Consider the following 14,644-nt stretch of genomic DNA (forward strand, 5'->3'; position numbering starts at 1 on the left):
CATCGTCAGTGATTATTTCATTCCTCTTCCTGGGGACGTAAAACCATTTTTGTTCGTGCAGGAGCGGTAGAATTATTACCGTTACCCTTTTCCTTCTTCCCTTTACCCAGAAGTTCCTGGAGCCTCTCCAGAACCTGGGGGGCGACATCGATAATCCGGTCCACAACAGCATTACCGTCAACCGGCAGCAGCCGGATTTGCTCCTTTCCTACCACCAGGAAGCCCACCGGCTGGACGGAAACACCGGCACCGCTACCGCCGCCAAAGGGTAAGGATTTACCGCTTCCACCGCCGTCTTCCTGGCCGGGTTCATATTCAGTGCCGCCGGCAACAAAACCGGCCGAAACCCGGGATACGGGGACGATCACATGGCCGTCCGGCGTTTCTATAGGATCGCCGACAACGGTATTAACATCTACCATATCCTTGATGCTTTCCATGGCGGTCTTCATTAAAGCCTCTATGGGATGTTCGGGCAACTGCTCCTGCCCCTCCTCATCTGCCAGACTATCCGCAGCAACAGCCATAGAGATTGTACTCCGGCACTTATAATATGACCTAACTTAAGGGTTAATATGCAGTTAAAATCGGCCTGCCAGCCCGGGGTATCGAAGAGAGGTGTTACCTGCCATTCGGGCGCGTGGAAATCCATGCGGGCACGCCGCCGCAGGTTCTGGTACATCCAGGCCAGGATGGTCCAGCTGGTACCGTAAACAAAAGCCGTAGTTGCCGGATCACCCGTCCCCAGGGTTAAAAATAAACGCCAATGCCGGCAGGTCACCCGGGCGAAAAAATGCCGCCAGATCCCCTTTAAAATACTTAATTTATGTAGCCAGTACCCTAACGGCCCGGCGGCGATGAAGCGGGCTATACGGCCGACACGCCACCTTTTGCCCCTGGCAGGACGCCGGGCAACTTCCCCGGGTAATACTGCTTCTACCCGTTTTCCCGGCAAGATGGTTTCCAGGCGTCGGTCACTTTGCCCCGGCCACCAGTCAACGAAGGAGGGGAATGCCACTTCCCACCGGCCCCAGTTTCCCGGTAAATTGAGTTTCAGCTCAAGTTGTACTTCTCCAGCTATTTGCCGGTAAGTTACCTCCAGCTGCACCGGTACCAGGAGTAATAAAAGGAAACCCGCAACTATCCCCGCCGTCCACGCCCACAACACTTCACCACCCCCGGCTGCCAGTTTGCCCCTATTTTTCCACCGGAGGCGCCTTATATACTATTCCTGCCCGGCCGCCGCTTCATCCAGGGGCGGCAGCTCGGATAAATCTTTTAAACCCAAAAATTCCAGAAAGCGGGGAGTGGTAGCATAAAGGATGGGCCGGCCGGGGGCGTCTTTACGCCCTGCTTCCTGGACAAGGCCACGGCTTAAGAGGGTATTTAAAACTCCATCCACCTTCACCCCGCGGATATATTCTATTTCCGCCCGGGTAACGGGCTGGCGGTAGGCAATAATGGCCAGGGTTTCCAGGGCGGCCATGGACAGGGCGGGCAACTCGGGTTGCAGGAAGGCCTCAACATAATTAGCAAACTGGGGCCGGGTGCACATCTGGTAGCCGCCGGCTACCTCCCGGATCTGCAGGCCCCGCCCCTCTTCATCATAGAGTGCTTTCAATTCTGAAGCCAGCTCAATTACATCATCGCTACTCAGCCCCAGGCAGGCGGCCAGGGTACTGACCGGTACCGGCCCCCCGGCTACAAAGAGGAGGCACTCCAGGGCTGCCCTTTTATCTTCGCTAAAAAACAACGGCAAAGGGATCACCCCCCTGCAGCAGCGGTCTCACCGGGCGACAGCCGTCTTACCTTAATGGTACCAAAGGCTTCTTCCTGGACAAGGCTTACCCGTCCCCGGCGCGCCAGTTCCAGCAGGGCCAGGAAGGTTAGCGCCACTTCCAGGCGCGTGGGCCGGGGACTTAAAAGGGTGGCCAGGGTAAGGTCCGCCTCCCGTTTGAGGCGCCGCAAGATGGTGCGGATTTGCCCCACCAGGGTTAGGGCCGGGCGGGTAATGGTACGGGTTTCCACCTTGGGGGTGACAGGCTGTCTTGCCAGCACCCTAACCAGGGCGCGGGCCAGGTCCACGGGCGTTACCCCGGCCAGGGGGTTAACACCAGCCAGGGCCCGGGCGACGGCTTCCTGGTCCAGGGGACGGCCAAAGACGAGGGCACCTTGCGCGGCCAGTTCAGCGAGATGGGCAGCTGCCTCCCGGTAGCGGCGGTAGGCCAGGAGTCGCTCGGCCAGGAGCCCGGCGGGGTCCTCGCCCTCTCCCTTTTCTTCCTCTCCCGACCCGCCCTTAAGGGGGCGTTGCAGGAGCAGCCTGGCCTTGAGGGCTAACAGTTCGGCGCCCAGGACTAAAAATTCACTGGCCCAGTCCAGGTCTAGCTCCTCTACTTCATGGAGGTATTCCAGGTACTGGGCCGTCACCTCGGCAACAGGTATGGCCTGGATATCAATTTCCTGGCGTTCAATCAGGGTGAGGAGGAGATCGAGGGGGCCCTGAAATATATCCAGCCGAATATTGCCGATCATGCGCCCCACCCCATTTAAGTTACACTCCCATGGCCTCCCGGACCATGGCCATAGTCCGGCCCGCCGTGGCCCTGGCTTTTGCGGCTCCGGCTGCCAGGATCTCATCAACCAGCTCCGGCCGCGCCGCCCAACGGGCCCGGCGCTCCCGGACCGGTTCCAGGAAGGCGTTTATTTTTTCCGCCAGGCGTTTTTTGCAGGGGACACAGCCAATGCGGCCGCCCCGGCAGCTGACACGCGTCTCTTCAACTTCTTCACCATTGTAAATCTCGTGGTAGCGGTGGACCAGGCATACTTCCGGGTGCCCGGGATCGGTTTTGTGAATCCTGGCCGGGTCGGTGACCATAAGCCGGACCCTTTCCCACACCTCTTCCGGTGCAGCCGACATGGGAATGTCATTGTGATAGCTTTTACTCATTTTGCGGCCGTCGATGCCGGGTAACATGGCCACTTTAGCCAGGAGGGCCTGGGGCTCGGGGAAAAGGGAAGTTTTATACAGGTAATTAAACCGGCGCGCCACTTCCCGGCAGAACTCCAGATGGGGCAACTGGTCCTCGCCCACCGGGACGCCGTCGGCCAGGTAGATAAGGATATCAGCGGCCATCAGGAGGGGATAGCCCAAAAAACCATAGGTCGACACGTCCTTACCCTCTTTACCCAGCTGCTGGATCTGGTCCTTGTAGGTGGGGACGCGTTCCAGCCAGGACAAGGGGGTGAACATGGAAAAGAGCAGATGGAGCTCGGCATGTTCCTTGACATGGGACTGGACGAAGATGGTGCTGCGCTCGGGGTCTAATCCGGCGCCCAACCAGTCAAGGAGCATGGCGCGGACATTCTCCTGCAGCTCTGCGGTATTGTCATAACCTGTAGTCAGGGCGTGCCAGTCGGAAATAAAGTAAAAGCACTCGTTTTCTTCCTGCAGGCGCACCCAATTTTCCAGCACACTGAGGTGGCCGATATGCAGCCGCCCCGTGGGGCGCATGCCGCTCAAAATACGCATTTTATGAAACACTCCTCTACTTATATAAATGCCAGGCCGCTGGCCGTAATAATCAAGTTGAGCACCAAGGTCACCAGGGGACTCATGATGCGGCCGATAATGCCGGTAGCAATGAGGAGCAGTAAAAGCAAGGTGCCGTAGCTTTCTAGAGAGTAAACAGCCGCCGCCCCTTCCGGCGGTAAAATGCCGGCCAGGATGCGGGAACCGTCCAGGGGCGGTACCGGGATAAGATTAAACACAGCCAGGACCACGTTGTAACCAACCAGGAGGTTTAAAAAAGTAGCCAGCCAGTAGCCCCCTATATCAAACCTGAGAAAGACCTGCAGGACAACTGCCGCCAGATAGGCCAGTACCAGGTTCATGGCGGGCCCGGCCAGGCCCACCAGCATCATCCCCTTGCGCCGGTCCATTTGGAAGTAATAGGGGTTGATTTGCACCGGTTTAGCCCAGCCAAAACCGGCCACGACAAGGAGCAGGGTTCCCAGGATGTCCAGGTGGGCCAGGGGGTTCAAGGTTAACCTTCCCTGGTTTCTGGCCGTCGGGTCGCCCAGGATGTAAGCCATCTTGCCGTGGGCATACTCATGAAAGGTCAGGGCAATTAAAATGGCCGGGATGCCAAAGATTAGCTGCGGTAAACTTTGCAGGTGCATGGCCGTCTCCTTTCCATCAGGGCGATACCCGGGCCGGTAACTGGCTCCACCCAGCCATGGCCAGGATAAAAATCATGGCTTCCGGGGCCATGCGGGGGCCTGCCGCCATGTATTCGGGCAGGAAACCTCGCACCAGGCAGGGAGCCAGTTCCGGTAACAAAGCCCTGGCGGCATAAATCTTGCTGCGCTTTTTGCGGCCAAAATTCAAACTATCCAGGACCTCATCCAGTTCTGTTGCCTTTAATTTTGCCGTGGCGATTAAAAAATAAACCAGGCCGGCATCCAGGGGTCGCTGTCCCCGCCACTTCCACTGGCAGAGGAGTTTTTCCGCCCGCCGGCCGGCGGCCACATCGGGCAATCCGGCTCCGGGTAAGCCCTGCCAGCCCAGGTCGATTAAACTTTCCCAGGCCGCCACTGGCCGCCGTTCTTTTAGTAAAAGGACAAATTCGTGCCAGAAACGTTCCGGTTCTATAAGGTTCAGGTAACCTGCTGCCAGGGCCTGCCTGGCTAAAGAACAGGTCTCTTCTTCCAGGCTAAATTTCAAGCGGGTGGCGAAGCGCACCCCCCTTAAAAGGCGGGTCGGGTCATCGCGAAAGCTGTTCCGGTGCAGCACCCGCAAGAGGCGCCGGTCCAGGTCTTCCCGCCCGCCGAAAGGGTCCACGATTTCCTTGGCTTCGCGGTTCATTAAGGGCAGAGCCATGGCGTTAACGCTAAAATCCCGCCGGGCCAGATCGGCCTCAAGGGTCGCCGGCTCTACTTCGGGCAGGGCTCCAGGACGGGGATAATATTCCCGGCGGGCGGTGACTACGTCCACCCGCTCGCCGCTCCAGTAGACGGTAGCCGTCAGAAAACGCTCGTGAAAAACTGCGCGCCCGCCTAACTGCCGGGCCAGTTCCCGGGCAAAGAGAAGGCCGTCGCCCTCCACTGCCAGGTCCAGGTCGACCTCGGGCCGACCCAGGAGCAGGTCCCGGACCGTCCCGCCCACCAGGTAAACTCGCAGGCCTTTAACGGAGGCTATTTTTCTGGCCTGGAACAGGATGCGCAGCTGGTTGCGCCGGAAAAATTTCTGGTAGGAGATCATTGTTTGTCAGGAATTATCTGGTACAAACCAGCCGGGCCGGAACGACGTCATTGCGAAGCAGATCGTTGTAATCTTCCCGTTTTAAAATCAGGTCGGCGTTTCCTTCGCGGACCAGGACGGCGGCCGGCCGGCCCAGGCGGTTGTAATTGCTGGCCATGGTGTAGCCATAAGCACCGGTACAGGATATGACCAGGATATCGCCGGCTTCCACGCGGGGAAGCTTTGCTTCCCAGATGAGCATATCGCCGGACTCGCAGCATTTACCGGTAATGGCAACTGTTTCTGTGGCCGGGAGATTGGCTTTATTGGCCAGGATGGCTTCATACTTAGCGCCATAAAGGGCGGGACGAATGTTATCGGCCATGCCGCCGTCAACGGCCACATACTTGCGCACCCCGGGAATTTCTTTAATGGTGCCCACGGTATAGGCAGTGCTGCCCGCCGGCCCGATAATGGCGCGGCCCGGCTCAACGATTACCAGGGGTTGAGGCAGGTTTACGGCACGGGCTTCCTCCCTGACCCTGGTAAGGATTGTTTCGGCATAGGCGCTGATTGGCCGGGGATGGTCCTCAGCAGTATAATATATGCCAAAACCGCCTCCCAGATCAAGTTCAGAGGTAATCAATCCCGTCGCTTCTTTAATAGCGGCGGCCAGTTCCATCATAACGGCAGCCGCCTGGCTGTAGGGTTCCAGCTCAAAAATCTGGGAACCTATATGGCAGTGTAAACCTTTAAACTCAAGGCCGGGTAAATCCTTGACCCGCCTGGCGGCTTCCAGGGCCTGACCATTGGGCAGGGTAAAGCCAAACTTGGAATCAATCTGGCCGGTACGGATATAATTATGAGTATGGGCTTCAATCCCCGGTGTCACCCTTAGAATTACCCGCGCTACCTGACCCCGTTCCGTACTCAAGCGGCTTAAAAGCTCCAGTTCGGCAAAATTGTCGACTACGAACCTCCCTATCCCGGCCTCCAGGGCCTGGCAGAGTTCGGCGTAGCTTTTATTGTTGCCGTGGAAATAAATGTTTTCTACGGGAAAGCCGGCCGCCAGGGCGGTGTAAAGCTCGCCTCCGGAAACCACGTCCAATCCCAGGCCTTCACTGGCGATAATCCGGCACATGGCGGTAGTCAAAAATGCTTTACCGGCGTAAATAACCCTGGACAGGCCTTCCTTCACGCCAAAGGCCCGGTAAAACTCCCGGCAGTTGTTGCGGATACAGTCTTCATCAAAAATGTAAAGGGGGGTGCCGAATTCCCGGGCGAGTTCGACAACATCGCAACCGCCGATGGTAAGTTTACCTTTAGCATTTACCTGCATGGTACCATGTAGGTGCATTAAAACCGGTTACTCCTTTCACCCAGTATATTCTCATTTTAACCAAGGCTACCTGCCATGTCTAGAAAAATTAAGGGAACCGTCGCCGGTTCCCTGCAATTTCTTGGATTTAATTGCTCTAACTCGCCTGGGGTAGGGTCAGCAATTGTTTGTATACCGTCAGAGTGTTGCGGGCCATTACGGCCGTAGTAAAGTTTTCTTCAGCCAGACGGCGGCCGTTCTGGCCCATAGCCGTACCTACCTCCGGATTGCGAAGCAGGAAGGTTGTATAGCGGGCCAATTCTTCGTAGTTACCCATGGAGACTAAAAAACCGTTGTACCCGGGACGGATTATCTCCGGCATCCCTCCGGCCCGGCTGACAATTATGGGCCTGGCCGTAGCCATGGCTTCCAGCATTACCAGACCGAAGGGCTCCTGGAAAGACGACGGGTACAGACAAACCTCGGCCGCTTTATACACTGCCGGTATTTCCTGCCAGGGGAAGAAGCGGATAAAGACATTCTTTTCCAGATCCAGACTGGCGATGAGATCCTGGATCCAGGCTACTTCCGCCGGTTGTTTCTGGCCCCAGTCGACGGTATTGGTAGTACCGGCCAGAATCAGTAAAACGTCGGGAATTTCCCGGCGGACAAGATCAAGGGCGCGAATACTCACATCACAGCCTTTGGCACGGCTCATGCGGGCCGGATGGAAAATAAGGCGCCGGCCCCGCCATTCCGGATAAGTGGCAAAGATAGACTGGAGCTCCGCCGGGGAAGGCGGCCGGAAGGTAGCCGTATCGGTGCCGTGGTAAACTACCGTCACTCGCCCGGGAGGATAGCCGTTCACCACCAGTTCCTGACGTATGTAATGGCTGACGGCTATAACCCGGTCCCACCCCTGAGCTAGAGTATTCATCTTTGTCCACAGCTCGTCTTCCCAGACATTATGGGCCGTGAGGATAAGGGGCCAGCCGTGGCGGCGGCAGATTTCCTGGAGACTGGCAGCATGGACAAAGCTAAAGTAATGGAAGTTATGGGCGTGAACGATATCGGGCCTGCATTCCAGCAAAAAGCTTTCCAGCAGATGCTTGATTTCCCCGGCCCTGGCTTCAATGGTTTCCGGAGTCAAAGAGTTCAGATCGAGCAAGGGTGAACGCTTAATGGTTACTCCTCGCCAGCTCTCTCTCTCCGGCGCCCCGGGAGCTGTAGCTGTCAGGAGGCTTACCTGGTGTCCTTGCTGGACCAGGTAAGGGCATAGGAGGGCCAGGTGAGATTCCACTCCCCCGATAATCGGCGGAAATGCCCAGTGTAACATGGCAATGCGCATATTACATCAGCCTCCCTTTATTGATAAAATATACAGTCTAATTTTATATAGAGCTCAAAGGAAAGTCAAGAAAGGACAAATCCTTCAGGCTTCAATGATTACTTTAATTGCCCCCTCTTTCTTTAAAACATGGGCAAAGATCCGCCCATCCTTTTCTTCAAAGGCGAGGTCCAGGCGGCTGCCGGCCACAGCCAGATTCTTGATTTCCACCCTCCTGGTGCCGGGTATTAATATGGGCCGGGATATATAAAGGGTACTATCCCGTAACTCAATGCCCAGCAGATGCTGGAGGAAGGCAAAGAGGCTGCCTACCGCCCAGGCCTGGGGGTCGCAGGCAACGGGGTACCGCACCGGCCCGCTCAGGCCCCGGCGGGTAAAACCGCAAAAAAGCTCCGGCCAGCGCCGGTAATTAAAGAAAGAACTGGCGGCGAAAAGGCCGCTGGCCAGCCGCGATAACTCTTCAAAGCATTGATAGCGACGCAGGCCGGCAGCGATAATGGCATTATCATGGGGCCAGACGGAACCGTTGTGGTAACTCATCGGGTTATAAGCCTTTTCCTTTTTACTCATGGTACGAATACCCCAGCCGGAATAAAAGTCCCCCGCCAGCAGGCGCCGGGCCACTTTCCGGGCCCGCTCTGGTTCCAGGATGCCGGTGAAGAGGGCGTGGCCGCCGTTGGAGACCAGGGTGGTAAGAGGCCTTTTTTTACCATCCAGGGCAAAAATTAAGTATCCTTCTTCTTCCAGCCAGAAATCCCGGTTGAAACGCATTTTTAACCTGCTCGCCCGCGCCTTCAGCTCAGTCGCCGTTCCCTTGTCACCCAGGACTGTAAATAAATGGGCTGCTTCAAGGAGGGCCAGGTAGTAGTAGGCCTGGACTTCTACCAGGGCCACAGGTCCTTCGGGGATGCGGCCTTCCCGGTCGACTACGGCATCCCAGGAATCTTTCCACCCCTGGTTGGTCAGGCCTGCCGGCGATTCCCGCTGGTATTCCAGGTAACCGTCACCATCCAAATCGCCATAACGCACGCACCAATGCAGGCAGCGCCTTAAAGGAGCGGCCATTTCCTGTAACAGATCCTGATCTAAAGTCCACCTGTAGGCGGCAGCAAGGAGGATAATAAACCACAGGGTGGCATCGATGGAACCATAATAGGGGTTGTGGGGTACTTCCTGGCAGCGGGTCATCTCGCCCCGCCGCAATTCATGGAGGATTTTTCCCGGCTTTTCTTCCCGCCATTTGTCTACCTGCTTCCCCTGATAGCGTGCCAGGAACCGCAGAGTATGGCGGGCTAGATCCGGGTTTAAGATGAGGGTCTGCCAGGAAGTGATGAGGGAATCGCGGCCAAAGGGAGCGGTATACCACGGTATCCCGGCGGCAATAATTTTCCCCTCCCCGGGATAATCAATTTCCAGGGCCTTCAGGTCGGTGATGGCCGTGCGGAACATATCATTTATAAAATTGTTATCCGTCCAGATCCGGGTACATTCCTTTTGCCACTGGTGGTAAGAACTGGCCAGTTCTATGGTGGCCGCGGCAAAAAGGTCGCTAATATGCGTGGCCGGGAACATTTTTTGCCCGTCGGGTTCAATCCTTAAGTACAGGTAAAGCTTTTTTTGGGGTGGCAGGATAAGGTCATAAGTAACTTCCGCCCGGCCCGGCCGGCCTACAATACTGGCCGGTGCCGGTTCGAAGGTAATATGCGTGGTCCGGATCACGTTATCCAGGCCCTGGTAGGCGAGGATTAACCCCTGATGGTGAACTTCCGTTTTTAAAAATTCTCCCCGGCGCTGGCGCCGGCTGCCGCGAACTTCAAAAACATCCAGGAAATCAGCCCCTATGGTAAAATGAAGGTTTAAATGGACGGGGAAAGGATTAAAATTGATTAAGCGTAAACGCTGGTAGAGAGCCCCTTTAATCAGCCGCAAAAGGCGGAGGTGGATGGTCTGGGCCGGTACTACTCTACTATCACCCAAAGGGAAAACGGGATTGGTCAATTCAATCTGGCTAAAATGGCTGTCGCGCACAGAAGAGGAAAGGTAAACAGGCCGCCACCCGCCGGCGGTGAGTTCCAGGCAGTTTAAATAACGGGTATCATTATAATACAGGCCCAGACTGCTGTTGTCCTGGTCAATAATGGAACCATCCGGCAGGGATATAAGAAAAATATTCCCTTCTTTAAGGACTTCTGTCCGGGGTTCCAACACACATGGATTATGGCGTAAATCCAGGGACGTTTCCAGCATATCTCACCCTCCCATGGATTTTGGTATATCTTTCCAGAATATAAAAACGTAATATTTGCATTTCGTTACCAGTATGATATAATAAATTTGTATATCCTGGAACGCTGAATTGCGGTGTAACAGCCGTAAGCGGGGGACCCATTTTTTCCGGGGTGAATCTTACCGGTTAATTCCGGTAAGTAGGGCTAACCTTCAGCCCGAATCCGTCAGCTAACTTCGTAAGCGTGGAAGGGGATATATAAAAGTACTTTCTTACCCCGGGCCCCCGGGGCTTAAATTTTATTTTAAAGGAGTGAAGTAGGTTCCGACAATAGGCACAGGCTAAAAGGAGGTATGCTAAGTGGCTAAAAAACATGCAGCTGCTAAAATTATTATGGTTTCCAACCGGGGTGCGTACAATCTGCAAGCCACTGACAGCGGTATCCAACCTGTACCGGCCATCAGCGGCCTCGTCTCGGCGGTAGAACCATTCTTAAAGGAAAAGGGCGGTGTCTGGGTTGCCTGGGGCGGGCGCGACGCTCCCCAGGAAAATAGTCCCGGGGTACGTTTACCGGTTCCCCAGGACGATCCGGCCTATACCTTTCGGGAGGTGCCCCTGACTACCGAAGAAATAAAGCTCTATTACCACGGTTTTACCAACGGTGCCCTGTGGCCCCTGTGCCATTATTTTTTAGAAAAGTGTTGTTATAATTCCCTGGAATGGGAAACATATGTTAAAGTCAACGCTAAATTTGCCGATGCTGCCCTTGCGGAAGCCAGGGAAGGCGATATCGTCTGGGTCAACGACTATCACCTGGCCCTTGTACCGTCCCATATTCGTCACCGTAAACCGCAGGTGAAACAGTTCTTTTTCTGGCATATCCCCTTTCCCCACCACGACCTCCTGGCCACCCTTCCCTGGGCATCACATATCTTGCGCGGTCTCCTGGGCACTGATGTCCTGGGCTTTCATTTACAATCTTATGCCGATAATTTCCTGAATGCCGTGGCCGCCTTACTGGGAGCCAGGGTGGACTTTGAGCACAATATTGTTTACTGGCAACAGCGGCGCATCTATGTAGGTGCCTGGCCCATGGGAATCGATTATCAGGCCTTCCAGCGCCAGGCATTAGATCCGGCGACCCGGGCCCGTGCTAGAGCCTTGCGCAGCCAGTTTGGTGTTGAGCACCTTGCCCTGAGTGTAGAAAGGCTTGATTATACCAAGGGTATCGTGGAAAGGCTGCTGGCCTGGGAGCGCCTGTTGGAAAAATCACCCGAATGGCGTGGTCGGGCGTCCCTTGTTCAGATAGCCGTACCCAGTCGGACGGCTGTGCCGGCCTACCGGCGGCTAAAAGAAGAAGTGGAGGCAGCCGTAGGACGCATTAACGGCCGTTTTAGCGAAGGTAGCTATCGCCCCGTCCATTATTTCTGGCGGGGTTTGCCACGGCAGGAACTGGTAGCCTATTACCTGGCAGCCGACGTCATGCTGGTTACGCCTTTGCGCGACGGCCTGAACCTGGTAGCTAAAGAATATGTAGCTTCCCGGCATGACGGCAGCGGGGTCCTGGTCTTAAGCCGTTTTGCCGGTGCCGCCCAGGAATTAAAGGGTGCTGTCCTCGTCAATCCATACGATATCGATGGCATGACCATGATTTTAAATAGAGCCCTCACCATGGGCCGGGCCGAGCAGGAAAAAAGAATGCGCCTGATGCAGGAAAAGGTGCGTCGTCATGATATCCGCTGGTGGTTGACCTGTTTCCACCAGGCCATGATGGCCCCGGAAGGGGAAGCGCCCAGTGTCTCCGGCTCAGCTGGCAGCTAAAGTCCGTAATCACCCCGAAGTACTCCTCATGTGTGACTATGACGGCACCCTTGTACCCCTGGCGCCCCGGCCAGAGCTGGCCCGTCCCAATACCCATCTCCTGACCTTGCTGCGGCAGCTGGTATCCAGGCCAGGCTTCCACCTGGCCATAATTAGTGGCCGGAGTCTAAAGGACCTGCAGGAGCTGTTGCCAGTGGCAGGGCTTTATCTTGCCGGCCTGCACGGAGCAGAAGTAGCCACGCCGGAAAGGCAGGTAATCAACCTCCTGCCCTCCAGGCAAGAAGATATCCCCTGGGAAGATATTTTCAGGCTGGCCAGCCAGATAATAGCAGGTATTCCTGGACTTTTTGTAGAAAATAAAGGTGAAGCTGTAGCCCTGCATTACCGCCTGGCTGACCCAAAGCTGGCTGCGACAGCCTTAAAACAGTTTCGTCGGGCCATGCAGCCTTTTTTAAATAACAATGTCGAATTGCTTTTCGGTCATAAAGTCCTGGAGGTGCGTCGCCGGGGCATTAACAAGGGCCTGGCGGTAACCTACTTCACCAGGAAGTGGCCCCAGGCATTACCCGTCTATTTAGGTGATGACCGGACTGATGAAGATGCCTTCGCTGCTTTGCCCGCTGGCGGCCTGGCCATCCGCATAGGTAACAGGGCTGCCGGCGAGGCTCGCTATTTTTTACCATCGCCAGCAGAAGTTGTCCAGTTCCTGGAGCTTCTAATTTTTTAATAACAATCCAGGCCTATACCGGACCAGTTGGCAATAAAGATAGTTTAAAGTCCCAAAAGCGAGGTGGTATTTGTTGTCAACTTTACAGAAAGCCATTATTCCTGCTGCCGGCTGGGGCACCCGCTTCCTGCCGGCCACTAAAGCCCAACCCAAAGAAATGCTGCCAATCGTTGACAAACCGGCCATCCAGTTTATAGTTGAAGAAGCCGTTAATGCAGGAATAGAGGACATCCTCATTATTACCGGAAAAAATAAACGGGCCATTGAGGATCACTTTGACCGCTCCCTGGAATTGGAAAACCTGCTGCGGGAAAAGGACAAAGAAGATCTCCTGGCCCTGGTGGAAGGGGTGGCTGAACTAGCCGATATCCACTATATAAGGCAGAAGGAACAGCTGGGGTTGGGACATGCCGTTTACTGCGCCCGTAAATTTATCGGCCAGGACCCCTTCGCCGTCCTGCTGGGGGACGACATCATCGTGAACCACCCCTCCTGCCTGGAGCAGATGCTGGAAGTTTACAATGAAGTTAAATCTGCAGTTATTGCTGTCCAGGAAGTACCCCGGGACGAAGTCAGCCGTTACGGCGTCATTGAACCCCTGGAAATCAACGGCCGTCTCATCGAAGTTAAGGACCTGGTAGAAAAGCCGCGGCCGGAAGAAGCCCCTTCCAACCTGGCCGTAATCGGCCGCTACATCCTGGTGCCGGAGATCTTCCCCCTCCTGGCGGAAGTCCAACCGGGAGCCGGTGGGGAAATCCAGCTAACAGATGCCCTGCGCCTGCTGGCCCGGGAGAAACGAGTTTATGCCTACCGATTCCATGGTAAGCGCTACGATATCGGTGATAAATTGGGTTTCCTCCAGGCAACGGTGGAATTCGCCCTGGCCCGCCCGGACCTGGCAGGGCCCTTCCGGGAATACCTGGCGAGTATAATCTCTCAGGCCCCGGGTAATCTGGAGGTTGCTGCCGGCAAAGAACAATAGAGGTGTATGGTTTTATACCGCCACAGCGTTACTCCATTTACCACAGCGGTCGCCCCAGCGGGCCAGGAGCTGCCGTCCTTCTCGCAGTTCCACCACTTCACAGTGGTTGGCGCAACCCTGGCACTCAAAACCGCCGGTACGGAATTCCCGCTCGGTAAGATCAAAGCCCCTAAAGGCGCTTGCTTTAGGCTGCATTTCCCTGGCCAGCAGGGCGGCCCCAAAGGCCCCCATGACACCGTAGTGTTCGGGGACGATTACCTCCGTCCCCAGGGCACGGTTAAAAGCCTGACGCATGCCGGCGTTGGCCGCCACTCCACCCTGGAAAACGACGGGCGGCAGGATTTCTTTCCCTTTGCCGACGTTATTTAAGTAATTACGTACCAGGGCTTCACATAAACCGGCGAGGATGTCCTCAAGGGGATGGCCCTGCTGTTGCTTGTGGATCATGTCGGATTCGGCAAAGACGGCGCAGCGCCCGGCAATGCGCACCGGACTCCTGGCCTCCAGGGCGCAGCGACCGAAATCTTCAATGGGAATCCCTAAGCGGGCCGCCTGCTGGTCCAGGAAGGAGCCGGTACCGGCAGCGCAGACGGTATTCATGGCAAAGTCCGTAACTATGCCCTGGCGGAGGATGATAATCTTGGAATCCTGGCCGCCAATCTCGAGGACTGTCTGCACCCCGGGCACAGCAAAACTCGCCGCTACGGCATGGGCGGTAATTTCGTTTTTAATCACATCGGCACCCACCATGACGGCTGCCAGGGATCGACCGCTGCCGGTAGTGCCTACACCGGCAACGCTTATATCTTTACCTAGAGTGGCTACCAGCTGGCGCAAGCCCTCCTGGATGGCCCGGATCGGCTGGCCCCGGGTACGCAGGTAGACGGTGGTAAGTACCTGCCCCCGTTCATCCAGGGCTACAACGTTGGTGCTCACCGAGCCGACATCTATACCTAGGTAAATCGTTAGCATTCGTTATCAA

Annotated in this window: 14 protein-coding genes and 1 riboswitch; of the genes, 3 read left to right on the plus strand and 11 right to left on the minus strand. The window is 55.9% G+C overall.

Annotation, left to right across the window (positions count from 1 at the left end; translation table 11 throughout):
* Positions 1–17: 17 nt before the first annotated feature.
* The 10 genes from ytfJ to MCACP_RS07865 all read right to left on the minus strand — a co-directional run bounded on the left by ytfJ (position 18) and on the right by MCACP_RS07865 (position 10,152).
* A complete protein-coding gene (ytfJ, locus tag MCACP_RS07820) occupies positions 18–479 on the minus strand; it encodes a GerW family sporulation protein (RefSeq protein ID WP_406676230.1) in 462 nt (153 codons plus the stop codon).
* The gene (locus MCACP_RS07825; RefSeq protein ID WP_406676231.1) at positions 461–1,168 is read right to left on the minus strand and encodes a DUF2953 domain-containing protein; all 708 of its coding nucleotides are present in this window, start codon (positions 1,166–1,168) and stop codon (positions 461–463) included. Before MCACP_RS07825 ends, ytfJ begins: the two co-directional genes overlap by 19 nt.
* 57 nt (positions 1,169–1,225) lie before the next feature.
* Positions 1,226–1,768, minus strand: a complete 543-nt coding sequence (scpB, locus tag MCACP_RS07830; protein ID WP_406676232.1) for an SMC-Scp complex subunit ScpB — start codon at positions 1,766–1,768, stop codon at positions 1,226–1,228.
* Entirely contained in the window at positions 1,765–2,532 is a 768-nt protein-coding gene (locus MCACP_RS07835; RefSeq protein ID WP_406676233.1) for a segregation and condensation protein A, read from the minus strand. Before MCACP_RS07835 ends, scpB begins: the two co-directional genes overlap by 4 nt.
* A 19-nt stretch (positions 2,533–2,551) precedes the next feature.
* Positions 2,552–3,529 (minus strand): tryptophan--tRNA ligase, encoded by a 978-nt coding sequence (gene trpS, locus MCACP_RS07840; protein WP_406676234.1) that lies wholly within the window; start codon positions 3,527–3,529, stop codon positions 2,552–2,554.
* Between the two features lie 20 nt (positions 3,530–3,549).
* Positions 3,550–4,179 (minus strand): site-2 protease family protein, encoded by a 630-nt coding sequence (locus tag MCACP_RS07845; RefSeq protein WP_406676235.1) that lies wholly within the window; start codon positions 4,177–4,179, stop codon positions 3,550–3,552.
* 16 nt (positions 4,180–4,195) lie between these two features.
* The gene (locus MCACP_RS07850) at positions 4,196–5,260 is read right to left on the minus strand and encodes a CCA tRNA nucleotidyltransferase (protein WP_406676236.1); all 1,065 of its coding nucleotides are present in this window, start codon (positions 5,258–5,260) and stop codon (positions 4,196–4,198) included.
* Positions 5,261–5,273: 13 nt separating this feature from the next.
* Complete coding sequence (gene lysA / locus MCACP_RS07855) at positions 5,274–6,596, minus strand: diaminopimelate decarboxylase (protein ID WP_406676237.1); 1,323 nt, start codon at positions 6,594–6,596, stop codon at positions 5,274–5,276.
* Positions 6,597–6,714: 118 nt separating this feature from the next.
* Entirely contained in the window at positions 6,715–7,905 is a 1,191-nt protein-coding gene (locus MCACP_RS07860; protein WP_406676238.1) for a glycosyltransferase family 4 protein, read from the minus strand.
* Between the two features lie 84 nt (positions 7,906–7,989).
* The gene (locus tag MCACP_RS07865) at positions 7,990–10,152 is read right to left on the minus strand and encodes an amylo-alpha-1,6-glucosidase (protein ID WP_406676239.1); all 2,163 of its coding nucleotides are present in this window, start codon (positions 10,150–10,152) and stop codon (positions 7,990–7,992) included.
* Positions 10,153–10,244: 92 nt separating this feature from the next.
* Positions 10,245–10,392: riboswitch (cyclic di-AMP (ydaO/yuaA leader) on the plus strand.
* A gap of 100 nt (positions 10,393–10,492) precedes the next feature.
* On the opposite strand from MCACP_RS07865, the gene MCACP_RS07870 reads away from it, so the two are divergent.
* The 3 genes from MCACP_RS07870 (at position 10,493) to galU (ending at position 13,662) form a co-directional block, all read left to right on the plus strand.
* Positions 10,493–11,953, plus strand: a complete 1,461-nt coding sequence (locus MCACP_RS07870; RefSeq protein ID WP_406676240.1) for an alpha,alpha-trehalose-phosphate synthase (UDP-forming) — start codon at positions 10,493–10,495, stop codon at positions 11,951–11,953.
* The gene (gene otsB / locus MCACP_RS07875; RefSeq protein ID WP_406676241.1) at positions 11,928–12,680 is read left to right on the plus strand and encodes a trehalose-phosphatase; all 753 of its coding nucleotides are present in this window, start codon (positions 11,928–11,930) and stop codon (positions 12,678–12,680) included. The genes MCACP_RS07870 and otsB overlap by 26 nt, the downstream gene beginning before the upstream one ends.
* Positions 12,681–12,753: 73 nt before the next feature.
* Complete coding sequence (galU, locus tag MCACP_RS07880) at positions 12,754–13,662, plus strand: UTP--glucose-1-phosphate uridylyltransferase GalU (protein ID WP_406676242.1); 909 nt, start codon at positions 12,754–12,756, stop codon at positions 13,660–13,662.
* A gap of 12 nt (positions 13,663–13,674) precedes the next feature.
* Here the strand turns inward: galU and MCACP_RS07885 are convergent, their stop codons facing one another.
* Complete coding sequence (locus MCACP_RS07885) at positions 13,675–14,634, minus strand: acyl-CoA dehydratase activase (protein ID WP_406676243.1); 960 nt, start codon at positions 14,632–14,634, stop codon at positions 13,675–13,677.
* Positions 14,635–14,644 lie beyond the last annotated feature (10 nt).

Origin of the sequence: Neomoorella carbonis (assembly GCF_045278715.1) — a bacterium.
GTDB lineage: Bacteria > Bacillota > DSM-521 > Neomoorellales > Neomoorellaceae > Neomoorella > Neomoorella carbonis.